This window comes from Brevundimonas aurantiaca, from assembly GCF_904830995.1.
GTDB classification, from domain to species: Bacteria; Pseudomonadota; Alphaproteobacteria; order Caulobacterales; family Caulobacteraceae; genus Brevundimonas; species Brevundimonas aurantiaca.
The window spans coordinates 1,425,160-1,442,113 of sequence record NZ_CAJGVD010000001.1 but is presented as its reverse complement, the minus strand read 5'-3'; the positions used below and the strand labels follow the sequence as shown (position 1 = coordinate 1,442,113).

17 protein-coding genes are annotated in these 16,954 nt (G+C 68.2%); 12 read left to right on the top strand and 5 right to left on the bottom strand.

Translation table 11 applies throughout. The annotated features are described in order from the left end of the window. Positions 1 to 82 precede the first annotated feature (82 nt). From JMT67_RS07200 to JMT67_RS07185, 4 genes are read left to right on the top strand one after another with little or no spacing between them, the layout of a single operon-like run. Positions 83 to 991 (top strand): cytochrome c oxidase subunit 3, encoded by a 909-nt coding sequence (locus tag JMT67_RS07200; protein WP_054766596.1) that lies wholly within the window; start codon positions 83 to 85, stop codon positions 989 to 991. After that, positions 988 to 1,383, top strand: coding sequence for a DUF983 domain-containing protein (locus tag JMT67_RS07195; protein WP_201463090.1), 396 nt, complete (start codon positions 988 to 990; stop codon positions 1,381 to 1,383). Before JMT67_RS07200 ends, JMT67_RS07195 begins: the two co-directional genes overlap by 4 nt. Then, complete coding sequence (locus tag JMT67_RS07190) at positions 1,380 to 2,081, top strand: SURF1 family protein (protein ID WP_201463089.1); 702 nt, start codon at positions 1,380 to 1,382, stop codon at positions 2,079 to 2,081. Before JMT67_RS07195 ends, JMT67_RS07190 begins: the two co-directional genes overlap by 4 nt. 50 nt (positions 2,082 to 2,131) lie before the next feature. Continuing rightward, positions 2,132 to 3,346: a M16 family metallopeptidase gene (locus JMT67_RS07185; RefSeq protein ID WP_201463088.1), complete on the top strand. Its 1,215-nt coding sequence runs from the start codon at positions 2,132 to 2,134 to the stop codon at positions 3,344 to 3,346. Between the two features lie 31 nt (positions 3,347 to 3,377). Here the strand turns inward: JMT67_RS07185 and JMT67_RS07180 are convergent, their stop codons facing one another. Continuing rightward, entirely contained in the window at positions 3,378 to 4,274 is an 897-nt protein-coding gene (locus JMT67_RS07180; protein WP_191553862.1) for a helix-turn-helix domain-containing protein, read from the bottom strand. Positions 4,275 to 4,335: 61 nt separating this feature from the next. On the opposite strand from JMT67_RS07180, the gene JMT67_RS07175 reads away from it, so the two are divergent. The 3 genes from JMT67_RS07175 to JMT67_RS07165 are packed head-to-tail and all read left to right on the top strand — an operon-like array spanning position 4,336 to position 7,961. Then, a complete protein-coding gene (locus tag JMT67_RS07175; RefSeq protein WP_183215053.1) occupies positions 4,336 to 6,510 on the top strand; it encodes a TonB-dependent receptor in 2,175 nt (724 codons plus the stop codon). After that, a complete protein-coding gene (locus JMT67_RS07170; protein ID WP_201463087.1) occupies positions 6,498 to 7,376 on the top strand; it encodes a class I SAM-dependent methyltransferase in 879 nt (292 codons plus the stop codon). The genes JMT67_RS07175 and JMT67_RS07170 overlap by 13 nt, the downstream gene beginning before the upstream one ends. Positions 7,377 to 7,406: 30 nt before the next feature. After that, positions 7,407 to 7,961, top strand: a complete 555-nt coding sequence (locus JMT67_RS07165; protein WP_201463086.1) for an NADPH-dependent FMN reductase — start codon at positions 7,407 to 7,409, stop codon at positions 7,959 to 7,961. A gap of 99 nt (positions 7,962 to 8,060) precedes the next feature. Here JMT67_RS07165 and JMT67_RS07160 read toward each other — a convergent pair whose 3' ends face one another. After that, positions 8,061 to 8,273: a cold-shock protein gene (locus tag JMT67_RS07160; protein ID WP_008260410.1), complete on the bottom strand. Its 213-nt coding sequence runs from the start codon at positions 8,271 to 8,273 to the stop codon at positions 8,061 to 8,063. A gap of 236 nt (positions 8,274 to 8,509) precedes the next feature. On the opposite strand from JMT67_RS07160, the gene JMT67_RS07155 reads away from it, so the two are divergent. Beyond that, complete coding sequence (locus JMT67_RS07155) at positions 8,510 to 8,701, top strand: hypothetical protein (protein WP_007443424.1); 192 nt, start codon at positions 8,510 to 8,512, stop codon at positions 8,699 to 8,701. A 30-nt stretch (positions 8,702 to 8,731) separates the two neighbouring features. Here JMT67_RS07155 and JMT67_RS07150 read toward each other — a convergent pair whose 3' ends face one another. Further along, positions 8,732 to 9,925: a DUF1501 domain-containing protein gene (locus tag JMT67_RS07150; protein ID WP_201463085.1), complete on the bottom strand. Its 1,194-nt coding sequence runs from the start codon at positions 9,923 to 9,925 to the stop codon at positions 8,732 to 8,734. Beyond that, a complete protein-coding gene (locus tag JMT67_RS07145) occupies positions 9,922 to 11,319 on the bottom strand; it encodes a DUF1800 domain-containing protein (protein ID WP_201463084.1) in 1,398 nt (465 codons plus the stop codon). Before JMT67_RS07145 ends, JMT67_RS07150 begins: the two co-directional genes overlap by 4 nt. Positions 11,320 to 11,431: 112 nt before the next feature. Here JMT67_RS07145 and JMT67_RS07140 point away from each other — a divergent pair, with 112 nt between their 5' ends. From JMT67_RS07140 to JMT67_RS07125, 4 genes are all read left to right on the top strand, one after another. Further along, the gene (locus JMT67_RS07140) at positions 11,432 to 12,034 is read left to right on the top strand and encodes a GNAT family N-acetyltransferase (RefSeq protein ID WP_182714410.1); all 603 of its coding nucleotides are present in this window, start codon (positions 11,432 to 11,434) and stop codon (positions 12,032 to 12,034) included. A gap of 13 nt (positions 12,035 to 12,047) precedes the next feature. After that, entirely contained in the window at positions 12,048 to 13,715 is a 1,668-nt protein-coding gene (locus JMT67_RS07135) for a putative bifunctional diguanylate cyclase/phosphodiesterase (RefSeq protein WP_201463083.1), read from the top strand. A gap of 126 nt (positions 13,716 to 13,841) precedes the next feature. After that, a complete protein-coding gene (locus JMT67_RS07130) occupies positions 13,842 to 15,533 on the top strand; it encodes a bifunctional protein-serine/threonine kinase/phosphatase (RefSeq protein WP_201463082.1) in 1,692 nt (563 codons plus the stop codon). A gap of 395 nt (positions 15,534 to 15,928) precedes the next feature. Further along, positions 15,929 to 16,375 carry a MarR family winged helix-turn-helix transcriptional regulator gene (locus JMT67_RS07125; RefSeq protein WP_201463081.1) on the top strand — a complete coding sequence of 149 codons (447 nt, stop codon included), beginning with the start codon at positions 15,929 to 15,931 and terminating at the stop codon, positions 16,373 to 16,375. Positions 16,376 to 16,382: 7 nt separating this feature from the next. On the opposite strand, the gene JMT67_RS07120 is transcribed toward JMT67_RS07125, so the two are convergent. Then, positions 16,383 to 16,952, bottom strand: coding sequence for a YqgE/AlgH family protein (locus JMT67_RS07120; protein ID WP_152950915.1), 570 nt, complete (start codon positions 16,950 to 16,952; stop codon positions 16,383 to 16,385). Between the last annotated feature and the right edge of the window lie 2 nt (positions 16,953 to 16,954).

Genomic DNA, 16,954 nt, shown 5'->3' with positions numbered 1-16,954 from the left:
TCCACTGGCGTGTTGCAAAAGCGGCGGTTATAGCTGGCCGATAAGGCGAGTTCATCGCCAGCCCAAGATAGAGATGAAACGCATGGCCGACGCGCACGCCGCTCCGCATCACGACTATCACCTCGTGCCGCCTAGTCCGTGGCCGCTGGTGTCCTCGATCGCCGCGACGATCATGTTCATCGGCGCCGTCATCTGGATGAAGGGGCTGGCCCCGGCCGAAAACGGTCCGATCGCCGCCAACTTCCTGGCCGAGGGCAAGCCGGGCGTCTTCTTCGCCGGCCTGGCGGGGGTGCTGGTGTCCATGTTCGGCTGGTGGTCGGACGTCATCAAGGAATCCAAGGGCGGGGACCATACGCCGGTCGTTTCGATCGGCCTGCGCTACGGCATGATCCTGTTCATCGCGTCGGAGGTGATGTTCTTCGTCGCCTTCTTCTGGATGTTCTTCGACATGGCGCTGTTCCACGAATCGCGCGCCCTGACGCCGGAAGTCGGCGCCTGGGCCGACACCGCCAAGGCCTGGTCCACCTGGCCGCCCAAGGGGGTCGAGGTTCTGTCGCCGTGGCAGCTGCCGCTGCTGAACACCGTGACCCTGCTGCTGAGCGGCTGCACCGTGACCTGGGCCCACCATGCGATCCAGGTCGGCGACCGCAGCGGCGCCAAGCTGGCCCTGGTCCTGACGGTGATCCTGGGCGTCTTCTTCACCTGCGTTCAGGCCTACGAATACAACCACATCCTGCACGAGCACCTGTTCTTCAACGAGGAAGCGGTCAACTCGGGCCTTTATGGTTCGATCTTCTTCATGGCGACGGGCTTCCACGGCTTCCACGTGCTGGTGGGAACCATCTTCCTGACCGTCTGCCTGATCCGTCTGCTGGCCGGCGACTTCACACCGCAGAAGCATTTCGGCTTTGAGGCGGCGGCCTGGTACTGGCATTTCGTGGACGTGGTCTGGCTGTTCCTGTTCGCCTTCGTCTACGTCGTCTTCGGTTGATCCCGGACACCACGGACAAGATCCCGGCGGCGGGGGGCGAGCCATCGTCTCCCGCCGTCGCCGTTTCCGCCGTGCGGGCGGGGCTGAAAGGGCGCTGCCCGCGCTGTGGCGAGGGGCGGCTGTTTGCGGGCTTTCTGAAGGTGCGGCCGGGATGCGACACCTGCGGCCTCGACTTTTCGACCATCCAGACCGGCGACGGCCCGGCCAGCTTCATCATGCAGATCGCCGGCGTCGTGGTCGGCTTCTCGGCCCTGGTCGTTGAGATCAAATACCATCCGCCGATGTGGCTGCATCTGGTCGTCTGGCTGCCGCTGGTGGTCGTCCTGTCGCTGGCCCTGATGCGGCCGGGGCGTGGGCTGATGATCGGCCTGCAATACAGGAATCAGACGTGAGGCGGTTTCCTTGGATACTGACGCTGGCGACGGCTGCGGCCCTGGTCCTGCTGATCGGCCTGGGCGTCTGGCAGGTCGAGCGGCTGAAGTGGAAGGAGGGGCTGATCGCGGCGGCCGAGGCGGCGGCGGCCAAGCCGCCTGAGCCCCTGGATCAGGTGCTGGCGGACGGCGACCTGGAGTTCAGGAAGGCGCTGATCGTCTGTCCGGGTCTGGCGACCGCCCCCTATGTCGAGCTTCAGTCCATCCATGAGGGCCAGGCGGGGGTGCGGCTGATCTCGGCGTGCAAACCGGCGGGAGCGGATTTCAGCCTGCTGATCGACCGGGGCTTCGTCGCCGACGGGGTGTCGGCCCGTCCGCGCGTGATCGAGACCAGCCTGCCCCTGGTGCTGATCGGCGAGTTCCGCCGCTTCGATCCGCCGGGCGGGCTGACGCCGGCCCCGGCGAACGGGCGCTTCTATGCGCGCGACACCGCCGCCATGGCCCAGGCTCTGAAGGTGCAGGGGCCGGTGCGGCCCGAGGCGGTGTTCGCCGTGACCCAGACCAATCCCGAGTTTGCGGCCCTGACGCCCTCCGCCCCGCCCGCGGCCTTTTCCAACAATCATTTCGGCTACGCCCTGACCTGGTTCGGACTGGCGGTCGCGCTCCTGGGCTTCTATGTCGCCTTGCTCCGACGTCGGAATAAGAAGGACATCTCCTGACCGCTTCCCTGCACACCCTGTCCAACGGCGTCCGCGTCATCTGCGATCCTATGCCCGGCCTGAAGACCCTCGCCGTCGTCGTCACCGTCAAGGGCGGGGCGCGGTGGGAGCCCGAGGATCGCTCCGGCTGGTCGCACCTGCTGGAGCATCTGGTGTTCAAGGGCGCCGGCGACATGGCCGCCCGCGAGATCGTCGAACGGATCGAGGCCGAGGGCGGCACGATCAACGCCTCGACCGGCTATGAGCGGACCAGCTTCGAGGTGCGGGGGCTGGACGGGTCGCTGCCGCTGGCCATGCAGGTGCTGTCGGACCTGGTCTTCCGCCCCACGCTGGACCCGGCCGAGATCGAGCGCGAAAAGGACGTGGTGGCCCAGGAGATCGCCGAGGCCTTCGACACGCCCGACGACCATGTGTTCGAAATGGCCCAAACGCGGGCCTTCGCCGGCCAGCCGCTGGGGCGGCCGATCCTGGGCTCGGTCGACAGTCTGAAACCGGCGGACAGGGCGGCGGTCGAGGCCTGGCGCGCGCGGCTCTATTCGCCCGACCGGATGGTGGTGTCGGTGTCGGGCGCGGTGGAGGAGGGCGAGCTGCTGGCCCTGGCCGAGCGCTGGTTCGGGGCGGCGGTCGCGACCCCCGTCGAGGCGCCGGCGCCCGCCCTGTTCGTCGGCGGCCATGCGACCCTGACGCGCAAGATCGAACAGGCCAATCTGGTGTTCCAACTGCCGGCCCTGTCGGCGACCGATCCGGCCCTGTCGTCGATGCGGCTGTTCGGCGAAATCCTGGGCGGGGGCATGGCCTCGCGCCTGTTCCAGAGCGCGCGCGAGGAGCGGGGCCTGGCCTACGCCATCGACGCCTATCAGGAGCCGTATGAAGACGCCGGGGTGCTGGGCATATACGCCGGGGCGGCGGCGGACCGGGCGAAAGAGCTGGCCCAGGTGGCGGCGGGCGAGGTGCGGGCCCTGGCCGAGACCGGGCCGACCGAAAAGGAGCTGTCGCGCGCCAAGGCGGTGATGAAGGCCGGTCTGTGGATGTCGGACGAAAACCCGATGAGCCGGGCCGGTCGCAACGCCGCCCAGACCCTGATCTTCGGCGCGCCTCGCTCCAGCCTGTCCATGACCGAACAGCTGGAGGCGCAGACGGTGGCGGACGTGCGGGCGGCGGGAGCACGTCTGTTGGAGGGACGACAGGCGGCCAGCGCCGTCCTGGGACCGAAGTCCGCGGCGCCGGCGGGCGAGGCCTTCGCGGCGGCGCTGTTCCGGGGGTAGGGCGTGGTCCGGCCCGCGGTTTAAGCAGGCTCTAGAATTCGCGCCTCCACTCCGAAGGCGAGCGTCCCGTCACGCGGCGGAAGGCGCGGGCGAACTTGCTCGCATTGGCGTAGCCGACCCGACTGGACGTTTCGGTGACCGACAGGCCTCCGGCCAAGAGGCCGGCGGCCCGTTCCATCCGAAGACGGGTCAGCCAGGCATAGGGCGCAAGGCCGGTGCGCGCCCGGAGCGCGCGCGTGAATCCGCTGGCGTCCATGCCGGCCGCAGCCGCCATCTCAGCCACCGAGACGTCGGCCTCGAGCCTGTCCGTGACGAGGGCGTAAACGCGGTTCAGTCGGACCTGCGACAGGGCGCGGGCGGCGCGCGGGTGTGCGACAGGACCGTTCAGCTCGCTCAACCGGCGGAAGACCAAGGACAGGCCATGCTCAAAAAAGGCGGTGGAAGCGCCGTGCGCGTCCGCCTCGTAAAACAGGGCCGTCAAGACGGCGGCCAGAAGGGGGTCGTCATGGAAACCGCAGGCCAGTCGTTCGATCCGTTCCGCATCGAGCGGGCAGTGAGGAACGGCCTGGGGCGAAATCGCCAGCCCGATCATCGACACGGCGCCGGACCGCGCCAGCCCTGATCGGTCAGACGGGCCGACGACGACCGATCCGGCCCGCCAAACCCCCTCCAAGCGGCTGTCGCCGAGACGTTGCATCAGGGGCGCGCTCCCGCTCAGGCGAAGGGCGAGCCGCAGATAGGGACCGTTCTCGACCGCCCCCTCGAACGGTCGATGGTCCGCGCGTACGATCAAGCCGTTCAGACCGGACATCCGGTGAACCACGCCTGCGCCGGCATGGCCTTCGATATGGGCCCGATCGGACGAAAGCCTGCGCTTAAATCCCGGATCGGATCGGTCAGTCTCGGAACGGAGCGGCGTAGAGGACATGGTATATTGTAACACGGGCTGATAATCGTTCGCAATAATGCGGGCGAAGGGGCTTGTCTGCATGTTTCCGTTCCGCTCACTCTCCGTCGTCGCCTCCGTCCTGGCGAGCGTCCAGCCGGCCGCAGCCCAGGAGGCGACGAAGGCCCAGACCCTGGACGAGATCGTCGTCACCGGAACGCGGCGGGAAACCCGCCTTCAGGACGCCGACGTCTCGGTGACGGTGCTGAACCGCGAGATGCTGAACCAGGCCCGAATTCGCGACGTGCGGCAGCTCGACGCCGTCGTGCCCAATGTCCAGTTCAATGAAAGCGGCCAGTTGGGCAGCACCTTCATCTCCATCCGGGGCATCGAATCCAACCCGTTCATCGTCAACCGCGCCGCCGTCTACATCGACGGCATTCCGTTCAGGGAGCTGTCCAATGCGGTGCTGAACCAGGTCGAATCGATCGAGGTTCTGCGTGGGCCTCAGGCGACCCTGTACGGCGCCAACAGCGAGTCCGGTCTGATCGTGATCAACACGCGCGCGCCGACCGACCGGCTGACGGCCGAGGCGCGGGCGACGGCCACCACCTTCAGCGGCGGCCGCAGCGGAACCCTCGACGGTTTCGTCGGCGGCCCCCTGCACGGCGACACCCTCAGCGGCTCTCTGGCTTTCAAGGCGTCGCAAGGCGACAGCTTTCTGCGGAATCTTCAGCCGGGCCGCCCTGAAGGCCGCATCGGCGAAACCTTTCTGCAAGGGCGGCTGCGGTGGCGGCCCAGCGATCGACTGACGGTGAACGCCACCGCCTATGTGCTGGACACCCGCGCGCCGGGCGTCTTCGATCAGGAATATTTCCCGTTGGACCTCGATCTCTATAATCGAAGCTACGCCGACCGTTTCAACGGCGGGCGCCGGATTGGGCGGTTCACCTATGTCAATGACGCGCCCAAGCGCACCGACGAGCAGGAGATCGTGACCGGCGTGAGCGCCGCCTATCGACCCGGCTACGGCACGATCGAGGCGGCGGCCTCGTGGCGACGACTGGACACCGATGCGCGCGGCCTGGACTTCGACTTCACCGGCCTGCCGACGGCCTCGGGGCAGGACGCCAAGGTCAAGGATTTCTGGAACGCCGAGCTTCGCTTCGTCTCGCCCGCCGACCGGCCGTTCAAGTACATCGTCGGCGTCAGCCACTACCGTCAGGACGACGATCGCTTTCTGGCGACCTTCGTGGGGCCGGGCGGGCTGGACTCCTTCGTGCGCGCCCCCAATCAGTTCGCCCAGGCGCGCGACTGGGGCGCCTTCGCCTCGGCCAACTGGTCGCCTGCCGCCCTGCCGAAACTGACCCTGGGGGCAGGGGTTCGCTATGACCATGCGCACCGGGAGGCCCAACAGAGCGCCGGTCAGCTCGACATGGGCGGGGGCAGTCTGTTCCTCTATCGCGACGCCGCCCTGTCGGCGGATTTCGAGGCCTGGCTGCCGCGGTTTTCGGTGCGTTACGAGCCTACCGATCAACTGACCCTCTATGCGACGGCGGCCAAGGGTTACATCCCCGGCGGCTTCAACCTGACGGCGGCTCAGAAGGATCTGAGCGACGACGTGCTGCGCTACGCCTCTGAGACGATGTGGAGCCAGGAGGGTGGGTTCAAATGGCGTTCGATCGACGGAAGTCTGCGCCTGGCCGGCGCAGCCTTCTACATCCGCTCGGACAATTGGCAGGAAATCCAGGTCGCGGCCGACGCTTCGGGCCGGATCATCTCGTCCGACTATATCGGTTCCGACGCCTCCATCGACAGCAAGGGGTTCGAGTTGGAGGCCGCAGCCGAACCGATCACCGGCCTGACGCTGACGGCCAACATCGGCTATGCGGACGCCCGCTACCGCGATCTGCAGGTCAGTCCGACGCTCAATGCCCGGGGTCGGCGGGTCAAGCTGACGCCGGCCTATGACGGCTATCTGGCCGCTCGCTATCAGACCGCCGCCGGCCTCTACGTCAGGGCGGAGGTCGGGCTGACGGGCAAACAGTCGCTGGAGACCTTGGGGGAGGCGGTTCAGCCCGCCTATCAGACCGTCGGCCTTCAGGCCGGTTATGAGGGGCCGCGCTGGTCGGCGCGGCTGTTCGTGGACAATCTCACCGACGTGCGGCGCGGCACGGGATTGGCCTTCCGCAACCTCGGCTTCGGCAATGACGGCAACTGGTACTCGCCCATCGGTCGATCGCGCGAAGCGGGCTTTGAACTGGGGTGGAAGCTGTGATCGGGTCCGCCAAGGCCTCGCCGGCTCTGAGCGGCGTTCCAGAGACCCTGCTGATCACCCTGGCCGCGCGGCTGCTCGCCCACAGGCTGAACCCGGATCTGGGGTTCGTCGATCCTGCGGCCGAGACGATCGGGGCGGCCTTGGACTTCGACCCGAACCGGTTCGCCCACGATCGCGCCAGTCTGCGCGGGGCCCTGGTCCGGAGTCGGTGGTTCGATCGGGTGACGGCGACCTTCATCCAGGCTCATCCGGACGGCCTGGTGGTTTCCATCGGATCGGGACTGGACACCCGCCCCCACCGGCTGGGCCTGCCGTCCGGTTTGGATTGGATCGACATCGATTTTCCTGAAGTCATCGCCTTGCGCGAAGCCCTGGTTCCGGCCCTGCCTCGGGTTCGCAGCTGGGCCGGCGACGGGACGGACGTCGCCGCATGGGCGGAGGCGATCGGATGGCGGACCGGCCGGCCTGTCCTGATGGCGGCCGAGGGCGTGTCCATGTATCTGGAACCGGAGCAGGGTCGGAGATGGCTCGCCGCATCCGCCGAAGAGGCCGCCCGCCGTCAGAGCGCTCTGAGGCTGGTCCTCGACTTCGCCTCGCCGATGATGGCGCGGAACGGACGCCGCAATCCGAGCGTCCGCAAGACCAAGGCGAGGTTCCGATGGGGCGTGTCGGGCCCAGCGGAGATCGAGCGCCTGGGCTATCGGCTGCGCGAAACCCATGATGTGGTTCGGCAGAGCGGAAGCCTGTCGCGCCTGGTCGGCGCGACCTACCGTTTTTTGACGGGGCGGCTGATCTATAGTTGTGCGGTGTTCGATGCTTCGGAGGCGAGGCGAGGGAACATCCCAAGCGGACGTCTGTTAAGCTGACGCTTGATCCATTCCAATCCGGAGCCGCCCATGTCCGTCCGTGTCGCCCTGATCGTCGGCAGTCTGCGCGAGGGGTCCTATTCCCGCGCCGTCGGGCTGGAGATGAAGATCCTGGCCGCGCCCGAGCTGGAGGTGGAGCCGGTCGAGATCGGCGATCTGCCGCTCTATAACCCCGATCTGGAGACGGAGACGCCGCCGGCCGCCTGGACCCGGTTCCGGGCGGAAATGGCGGAAGTTCAGGCCGTGCTGTTCGTCACGCCGGAATATAATCGCTCGATCCCCGGCGCCCTGAAGAACGCCCTGGACGTCGGCTCGTGCCCCTATGGCGACAGCATCTGGGCGGGCAAGCCGGCCGCCATCGTCAGCGTCTCGCCCGGCGCCATCGGGGCCTTCGGCGCCAACCACCACCTGCGCCAGCCCCTGGTCTTTCTGAACATGCCCACCATGCAGCAGCCCGAAGCCTATGTGGGCAATGTCGCCGGTCTGCTGAACGAAGAGGATGGGAGGCTGAAGAACGAGGGGACGCGAGAGTTCCTGAAGGGGTTCCTCGACGCCTTTGCGGGGTGGATCGAGAAGACCAAATAGTCTCGCCCGGATGACGGCGTTTAAAGAGGGCGGACGCCCCAATTGAAAACGGCGGCTCCTTTCGGAGCCGCCGTCGCCAGATCAGCCGTGAAGCTGAAATCAGCCGATGGTTTGCAGCTGGCCAGCGGATTCCTTGCCCGAACGCTTGTCGCGTTCCAGCTCGTAGGAAACCTTCTGGTTTTCATCCAGGCCGCGCAGGCCAGCGCCTTCGACGGCCGAGATGTGGACGAAGACGTCCTTGCCGCCGTCGTCGGGTTGGATGAAGCCGTAACCCTTGGTCGGGTTGAACCATTTGACAGTGCCGGTAGCCATTTTGAGACCTCCGTTAGAAGTTGACCGAGGGAACGTCCCTGCGGCCTGTCGGGTCTGAATGGGATCGGCCTGGACTCATGCGTTCGCAAGGAGAGTGGGCGTTACGCAGAGAGATCGACGAGGCTTATTAGCGCAGGCTTTTCCGACAAAAGCAAGGCGGGGCGTATTATGGCGTCTGAGCGGCGGAACAGCTGCGCTTCCAAGGCGTTGTTACGGCTCACGAAAGGTCTTGTGTCATGAATCGCACCCATGTGGTCGAGCGCGCCTATCAGCTTGCCCGCACCCCCGAATGTCTGAACACCGGCGATGTGGTCAAGGCCCTGTCGGCCGAGGGCTATTCCAGCGCCGACATCTCCCACTTCCAGGGCAGTTCGATCCGGGCGGACCTGAACCGCATCTGCAAACAGACGACGCCCGAAGCGGCGTGACAGGCGCAAGCTGAGAAACGCGGCCCGAGATCAGACCAGGCCGTCGATCGTCTGCGCCTCTGCGGCGCTGTCCGGGAAGACCCGCGTATCCAGCTGGGCGCGGTCCAGGCCCAGGTGATCGCGCAGCACGCCCTTGAACACGGCGCGAACGTCCAGGGTGGGGGCCAGGTCGCGGCCTTCGAACAGACGATTGTCGGCCAGACCGGGCCAGTCGCCGATCAGCCCGCCCGCTCGAACGGCGCCGCCCGCCAGGATCAGCGAGGACGCCGTTCCGTGGTCGGTGCCCCAGGTCCCGTTGGCGCGGGCGGTGCGGCCGAACTCGGTGGCGACCACCACCACGGTGCGGCGCCAGTCGTCGCCCAGACCCGTCTCCAGCCCCGCGATCAGCCGGCCCAGCCCCGTCAGCCGCGTCTGAAGCTGCGCCTTCTGGCCCGCGTGGGTGTCCCAGCCGTCCAGCGACAGGGCGACGACGTTCGCCCCCTCGGTTCCGGTCATCAGCCGCGCCACCGCCTGACCCAGGGCCTGGGCGTCATTGCGCCCCACCCGCCCGCCGTCGCCGTCCAGGGCCGCGCGTTCCTCAGTCGCCAGGCCGCGCGCGAGGCTTTGTCCCAACAGCGGATCCTCGACATAGAGGTCTTGCAGCAGACCGGCGATCCGGTCGTCCTCACGCACCCGTTCACCCGGCGCCCAGCCGGAGACGGGCGCCTCGCCGCGCAGGATCAGGGGCGTCTGAGCGCCGATCGCCAGGCCCGTCAGTCTTCGCCCGCCCGCCGCGACGATGGCGCGGTTCAGCCAGCCGTCGTCCTGGCGACGCAGGCTCTCGCCGCCGTTCTCCAGCACGTCCTGGGCGTCGAAATGCGACCGCACCCGCACAGGCAGGGCCACGGCCGGCGCGAACCGCATCTGGCCGCGACGATACAGGGCGTGCAGGCCGCCGAGAGCCGGATGCAGGCCGAAACCGTCGGCCAAAGCCAACACGCCGTCGGCCTGGCCGGGCTCGGCCAGGGCCAGGCCGCCGCGCAGGGCCGCATAGTTTGGATCGGCGTAGGGGACCGTCACCGACAGTCCGTCCATGGCGCCCCGCGCGAGGATCACGACCAGCTTGTTGTCCGACGCGACGCCTTGAGCGCCCGATTGGGCGAAGGCGCGTCCGACGAAGGCCAGGCTCAGGCCGGCGGCCGATCCGCCCAAAAAGGCGCGGCGATGCAAGGCGGGGTGGGTCATCGGCGCTGGAACTCCGGCGACATCAGAAGAAGGGTCAGGGCCTCGGGCCGACTCTCGGCCCGGGCGACGGCCGAGCGGGTGCGCTCGCCCATTCGGCGGCCCAGGGCGGCGAGGGCGACGGCGTTCACATCGGTGACGACGGCGGCGCCGGCGGTGGTCCGCGCCCAGTTCAGCCGCTTGACCAGGGCGTCGGGCCCGGCCCAGTCGGCGGCCGTGTCGGGCCAGCCCTCGGGTGACGGCGGCGCGAAGGGCGGCTGGCCCATGGCGATCAGCGCCTGTCGCAGAAGCGCGGGGCGTCGGGGGCCTTCATCCAGAGCCCGTCCGGCCGAGACGACGAACTCATAGGGCGTCTTGATCTTGGCGGCCTGGGGCGTCCAGGTCTCGGGCGCTTCGATCAGGGCGCGGGCGACCTCAGCCAGATCGCCTTGAGATCCGGTCCAGGCGGCCTCGAGCCGAGCGACCAGGGCCGGGGGCGGATCGTCGGCGACGAAATGGGCCGCGATCCGCCGCGACAGCCGCTTGGCCGTGGCCGGATGGCGCGCCAGATCCCGCAATATGGCCTCGCCCTGTCGGCGGCCGGTCTGGGCGTAGGTCCGGCCCATGACCGTTCGGACGCCGGGTTCGTGAATCTCCGGCCGGAAGACGAAGCCGCCGCCGTCCGCCCTCTGCCGATCCTGCTGGCGGGGGATCGACCATCCCGTCAGGGCGCGGGCCAGTTCGGTGACGTCGGCCTGATCATAGCCGCCGTCGGCGCCGACCGTGTGCAGCTCCAGCATTTCGCGGGCCAGATTCTCGTTCAGCCCCAGCCTGCGGCGCGCGCCGGCCCGGCTGTCCGGCCCGGCCGATCGGGCCTGATCAAGGTACAGAAGCATGGCCGGATGCTGTTCGGCGGCGAGGACCAGATCCTCGAACCGGCCGAAGACATGGGGGCGAATGGCTTCGCGCTCATAGGTGTCGACGAAGGCGCCGGCGGTGAATTTGGCGGCCGAGACGGTCAGGGCGTTGGCCCAGAACAGGGCCCAGCGCTCGGCGAACCCCTGGTCGGTCTCCAGGCCCAGACGCACCCGGTCCAGAAAGCCGCGGGCCGTGTCCTCGGTTATGGCGCGCCGCGCCGCCTGCCGGGCCTGACGCGCGGCCTCGGCCGTCGGATCGGGCGCGCCGCCGGGCGCCGCCGCCTCGCGCCGGCCGGTCCCGCTGGCCTGATAGGCCAGGAAGGCCTCCATCCGTTCAGCGGTCGAGACGGCGGCGCCGGAGGGTTGGGGCGCGCCTTCGGCCCGGATCTGACCCAGCGCCCAGCCTCTGGGATCGGCGGCGACGCGGTCGATCTCGCCGGGACGCGCGCCCAGGCCCAGCCGGGTCACGGCGACGGCGGCCTCGAAGGCGGATGCGGCCATGGGTGGTCTCCTTGCCGGCTTTGTCCGTTCAACGGCTCCAAGGCGGAATCTCCGTCGCCGGAAGCCTGCGGCCGGGTTTCACCCCTCGCGTTCATGCTTTACGCTGGAGGCGATGGCGCTGCTGGACTGGATGAGCGATGTGGCCGGGCCGGTTGTCCGGGGCGAGGGCGTGCTGCTGCGCCCCCCGCGCGCTGCGGACTATGCGGCCTGGTCGCGGTTGCGCGACGGGTCGCGCGACTATCTCCAGCCGTGGGAGCCGGCCTGGCCCGAGGACGATCTGAGCAAGGGCGCCTTTCGCCGTCGCCTGTCGATCTATGCGCGGGAAATGGAGCTGGGCAACGCCTGGCCCTTCTTCATCTTCATCGAGGACGGCAAGACCCTGGTCGGAGCCGTGACCCTGTCGAACGTGCGGCGCGGCGTGGCCGAGACGGGCACCCTGGGCTACTGGATCGGTCAGCCCTTCGCCGGGCGCGGCCATGGAACGGCGGCGGTGCGCGCCGTGGTCGCCTACAGTTTCGAGCGGCTGAAACTGCACCGGCTGGAGGCCGCCTGCCTGCCCAGCAACCACGGATCGCGTCGCGTTCTTGAGAAATCGGGTTTTCGGCACGAGGGTCTGGCCCGCGCTTATTTGAAAATTAACGGCGATTGGGCAGATCATCTGCTGTTCGGCCTCGTGGAGGACGAGTTTGATCGCGGCGGCCGGGGGTCGTCTTGAGGGAACGACTGCTGTGAACGCGCGACCTCGCTCGCTGGCCTGGGACGCCACCGCCGCCATCGAGGCCCTGGCGGCGGCCGATACGGCCCTGTGGGTCTGGACTCCGGCCGAGGATCAGCTGCGTTTCACCGGCGCCACCCGCGCCCTGGGGCTGGGACCCCTGGCGCCGGAATGTTCGGGCGCCGGCTTTGTCGCCTCGACCCTGCCGCAGGATCGGTCGCTGGCCGAGAAGATGCTGAAGCCGCAGGAGGAGGGCGCCGAAATCGCGGTGCGCCTGCGGATGCGCGGAGCCGAGACCTGCCTGTGGCGCGGGGTCTGGCTTGAGGACGGCCTTCGCGCCGCCGGCGTCGTCGCGCTGGAGGCCAAGTTCACCGGTTCGGACCGCGACGCCCTGACCGGCCTTCTGGACCGTCGCGCCTTCATCGCCCGCGTCGGCGAGGTGCTGACCCAGGCGGGCGAGTATGAATTGGTCGTCGGCGACGTGGACCGTCTGCGTCGTCTGAACGAGGCCCTGGGCCATGAGCGGACGGATCTGGTGCTGTCGGCCCTGGGGTCGCGCCTCGCCGCCGCCTTCCCCAAGGATGCGGCCGCCGCGCGGATCGGCGAGGACGAGTTCGCCATCATCGTGCCCAAGACCGCCTCTCACACCAGCTATCGGGTGCGCGAGGCGCTGGAACAGCCGCTGCGGGTCGCGGGGTTCGACATCTATCCCACCGTCTCGATCGGCGCCGTCATCGTCGAGGGCGGGCCGGATGCGCCCGACGCCTCAGAACTGCTGCGCCGGGTCGAGCTGGCGGTGGAATCGGCCAAGGCGGCCGGGCGGGGCGGGTCGGCCGCCTATGGGCGCGCCCTGGAAAGCGATTCCCTGAGCCGACTGGCGCTGGAGGCGGATCTGAGAAACGCCTTCGTGCGCGGCGAGATCACCCCCTTCTTCCAGCCGATCGTGAACCTGAAGACCGGCGCCGTGGCGGGCTTTGAGGCCCTGGCGCGCTGGCGTCATCCCCGGCGGGGCCTGGTGCCGCCGGACGAGTTCCTGGGCCTGACGGCCGACCTGGGGATGATGAACGACCTGGGTCTGCTGATGATGACTCAGTCGGCGCGGCAACTGGCGGAATGGATTCAACGCCACCCCCTGGCCGGAAAGCTGTTTTGCAGCGTGAACCTGTCGGTCGGCGAGATCGAACGGCCGCATCTGTGCGAGGACGTGGCGCGGGTGATCAAGGAGGCGGGCCTGCCCCGCGGCGCCCTGAAGCTGGAGGTGACCGAGGGCGACATCATGCGCGACACCGCCCGCGCCGCCGAGGTTCTTCAGTCACTGAAGGACGTCGGGGCGTCGCTGGCGCTGGATGATTTCGGCACCGGCTTCTCGTCGCTGTCGTACCTGGCGCGCCTGCCGTTCGATACGCTGAAGATCGACCGCTATTTCGTCCTGACGATGAACAAGGACGAGGGTTCGGCCAAGATCGTCAAGTCGGTCGTCAACCTGGGCCGCGACCTGTCGCTGGAGGTCGTCGCCGAAGGGGTCGAGAACGCCGAACTGGCCGCCCTGCTGCTGGAAGCCCAGTGCCACTACGGCCAGGGCTTCGGCTACGCCCCGGCGCTGCCGGCCCAGGAGGCGGAGGTCTATCTGGCCGAAAGCCTGGCGGACGGCACGGCGCCGCTGAAGCAGCGGTCGGCTTAGATTTCACTTTTCGTCATCCCAGGCCTTGTGCCTAGGATCCATCGACTCCGTCGATGACGGTAAGCCCCGGCGACACCGGGCGTATGGATCCTCGCCACAAGGGCGAGGATGACGGCTGGGGGGTGCATGACCGACGCCAGACTGGAGATCGCCGCCGGTTTCGCCACCGCAAAGGGGCCCAAGGCGGACAATCAGGATTTCGGCGGGGTGCATCTGGGCACGGCGGCCGAGCAGCGCGAGCACGGGGTCGTGGCGGTCATCGCCGACGGGGTGTCGGGATCGAAGGCCGGGCGGATGGCGGCCGAGCTGACGACGCGCAGCTTTATCGACGGCTATCTGGATCAGAACCCGCTGAACGGCATCGCCGCCAACGGGATCAAGGCGCTGAGAGGCTTCAACCGCTGGCTTCATGCGCGGGGCAAGATTGATCCGGCGATGGAGGCGGCGGCGACCACCTTCACCGCCCTGATCCTGCGGGGACGTGAGGCGGTGGCGCTTCATGTGGGGGACAGCCGGGCCTGGCATTTCCGCGACGGGGTGCTGACCCGGCTGACTGAGGATCACACCCGGGCCCAGCAGGGGCTGAGCCATGTGCTGTACCGCGCCGTCGGCATCGAGGCGGACGTGAAGCTGGACGTGCGCCATGTGGAGCTGCAGCCGCACGACCGGTTGATGCTGACCACGGACGGGGTGCACGGGGTGCTGAACGAGGCCGCCCTGGCGCGGCTGCTGGCACGGCGCGGATCGCCCGACGCCGACGCCCAGGCCATTCTGGACGAGGTCGCCGAGGCGGGGGCGCGCGACAACGCCACCGTCCTGATCCTCGACGTCATCCGGGTCGGGGCGCCCGACTGGGAGGCGATCACGGCCGAGGCCGAAGGCCTGGCCATCCTGCCGCCGCCGAACCAGGGCGAGACGGTGGACGGGTTTCATCTGGAGCGGCTGGTCGCCGACGGCCGCTATACGCGGCTGTTCCTGGCGCGGTCTGGTGAAGAACGGGTGGTGCTGAAGTTCCCCAAGCCGGCGGCGGTGTCGGAACGGGGGGCGAGGACCGCCTTCCTGCGCGAAGCCTTCATCGGCCGGCGCATCGACAGCCCCTTCGTCGGCAAGGTGCTGACGCCGGATGCGGGGCGCCAGAGCCGGCTCTATATCGTCCAGCCCTTCTATCAGGGCCAGACCCTGCATGCCCGCCTGGCCGAGGACGGGCCGTTCGAGATCGCCGAGGGGATCGGCGTGGCCCTGAAGCTGGCGCGGGGGGTGGCGGCCCTGCATCGGGCCGGGGTGATCCACCGCGACATCAAGCCGGACAATGTGATCCTGGAGACGCACGGCGGGCTGAAGCTGGTCGATCTGGGCGTGGCCCGGCTGAAGCGGGCCGAGGAGTTCGCCGAGGCCGAGGCGCCGGGCACGGCCGGTTTCAAGGCGCCCGAAATGTACGACGGCGAAAGCGGGAGCGCCGCCACCGACCAGTTCGCCTTGGGGGTCACCCTGTACCGGCTGTTCACCGGGACTTATCCTTGGGGCGAGGTGGATCCGTCGGACGCGCCGCGCTTCGATCGCCCCCCGACCCCGCCCGGGCGACGCCGACCGGACATGCCCGCCTGGCTGGAGGCCGCCGTCCTGCGCGCCGTCGCCGTCGATCCGGACGAGCGGTTCGAGGACGTCGAGGAACTGATCCATGTGCTGGAGACCGGCAGCGCGGCGGCCGCCCCGGCCCCCCGCCCCCTGTCGCTGATTGAGCGCGATCCGGTGCGGTTCTGGCAGGGGGTTTGTCTGGTTTTGGTTCTGCTGCTGCTGATTTCGCTGGCGACACGCTAAGGGGGAATGCTCCCGGTGTCATTGTTGTGCGCGCAAGTATTCAGCGCCGCATTATATGCAGTCTTACTTAGGTAACTGTGGTGGAGATGTAAACGCTGTCGCCTTAATCGTGGAGCAGAACGGTTGCATGGCTAAGGCGTGTTGGCGAGATTATATCTCAATTTTCAACTCGAAGGAGACAAAGTCTTGCGTGTATCCGCTCTCCAGACTAGGGCATTGGAAAATGCTTAGTGATTGACGGCGCGTTTCCGTCAGCCTGTTCAGCTTGGTCCTTACGTATGCAAGATGCCGTTGTAGAAAGTAAATTCGATCAGTTGAGTATCGGGGCGTCAGAAGAAGAGAATGTGAGCCAAAGGTCCTTGACGCAGCTTCTGATCAGCCAAAAGACCGCTTTAGTGGCGCGCCGTTTTACAGCGCGCGCCGCCCGTCTCTTCAAATCCGCCGGCTATACGAACGCCCAAAGAGCTCCTCTTCGCGTCCTGAAGACCGCGCCCGACGGCATGACCCAGGCGGAGCTCGCCGCCAGTCTTCAAATCTCGGAACCGACCCTGTCGCGTCGCGTCGCGCGTCTGCTGGCCGACGGGCTGATTTCCAAACAGCGTCGACCCGGTGACGGCCGGGCCAATACGATCAAGCTGGAGCCCCGGGGCTATCAGGCGCTTGAACAGTCCGAAGCCATGGCGGCGCGGGATCGCGACATCCTGTTCCAGGGCCTCTCTCAGGAAGAGCTGGACATCGCCTTGAAGGTCTTGAGCCTGTTGGCTGCGCGCATCGCCGCACCTCTGAACGGCGCGCTGAACGAGGATGCGCAGCCGGACGAGGAGGAGGACGCGGACGCCTGAAAGGCGGTCAGGCCCGTCCGCCCTGGGCCGACAGCCGGCCGGCGTCCACGCCCATGCGGGCCAGGGCGCGGGTCCATTTGGTCTGGTGATCGCTGTCGAAGATCAGGTCCAGGTCCGCTTCCGTGGTCAGCCAGACGTTATCGGCCAGTTCGTCTTCCAACTGCCCCTCGCCCCAGCCGGCGTAGCCGAGCAGCAAGGTGGCGTGGCGCGGTCCCATGACCGTGTCGGTCATCGCCGCCAGGGCCTCGCGCGTCCCCGTCATGGCCAGGCCGTCGCCGAAGGGCAGGGTGTCGTCCCCCACGCTCCAGTCGTCGGTGTGCAGGACGAAGCCGCGTTCGCGCTCGACCGGCCCGCCCATCAGAACCGGACGGCCTACGGACTGTTCCGGCGCGGGCGCGTCCAGCTTGTCCAGCACCGCCTTCAGATCGATTCCCTGGGCGGGCCGGTCCAGCCTCAGACCCATGGCGTGGTCCGGCCCATGGGCGCAGATCAGAATTACGGCGTGTTCGAACCGGGGATCGCCGATGCCGGGCATGGCGACCAGAAGACGGCCCGTCAGGGAGGAGGCGTCGGTCATGG

What these genes read in the sequence shown, in the direction of transcription:
- JMT67_RS07200 (WP_054766596.1), top strand. Translation starts at nt 83, where the DNA reads ATGGCCGACGCGCACGCCGCTCCGCATCACGACTATCACCTCGTGCCG.
- JMT67_RS07185 (WP_201463088.1), top strand. Translation starts at nt 2,132, where the DNA reads ATGCCCGGCCTGAAGACCCTCGCCGTCGTCGTCACCGTCAAGGGCGGG.
- JMT67_RS07180 (WP_191553862.1), bottom strand. Translation starts at nt 4,274, where the DNA reads ATGTCCTCTACGCCGCTCCGTTCCGAGACTGACCGATCCGATCCGGGA.
- JMT67_RS07175 (WP_183215053.1), top strand. Translation starts at nt 4,336, where the DNA reads ATGTTTCCGTTCCGCTCACTCTCCGTCGTCGCCTCCGTCCTGGCGAGC.
- JMT67_RS07165 (WP_201463086.1), top strand. Translation starts at nt 7,407, where the DNA reads ATGTCCGTCCGTGTCGCCCTGATCGTCGGCAGTCTGCGCGAGGGGTCC.
- JMT67_RS07160 (WP_008260410.1), bottom strand. Translation starts at nt 8,273, where the DNA reads ATGGCTACCGGCACTGTCAAATGGTTCAACCCGACCAAGGGTTACGGC.
- JMT67_RS07155 (WP_007443424.1), top strand. Translation starts at nt 8,510, where the DNA reads ATGAATCGCACCCATGTGGTCGAGCGCGCCTATCAGCTTGCCCGCACC.
- JMT67_RS07150 (WP_201463085.1), bottom strand. Translation starts at nt 9,925, where the DNA reads ATGACCCACCCCGCCTTGCATCGCCGCGCCTTTTTGGGCGGATCGGCC.
- JMT67_RS07145 (WP_201463084.1), bottom strand. Translation starts at nt 11,319, where the DNA reads ATGGCCGCATCCGCCTTCGAGGCCGCCGTCGCCGTGACCCGGCTGGGC.
- JMT67_RS07140 (WP_182714410.1), top strand. Translation starts at nt 11,432, where the DNA reads ATGGCGCTGCTGGACTGGATGAGCGATGTGGCCGGGCCGGTTGTCCGG.
- JMT67_RS07130 (WP_201463082.1), top strand. Translation starts at nt 13,842, where the DNA reads ATGACCGACGCCAGACTGGAGATCGCCGCCGGTTTCGCCACCGCAAAG.
- JMT67_RS07120 (WP_152950915.1), bottom strand. Translation starts at nt 16,952, where the DNA reads ATGACCGACGCCTCCTCCCTGACGGGCCGTCTTCTGGTCGCCATGCCC.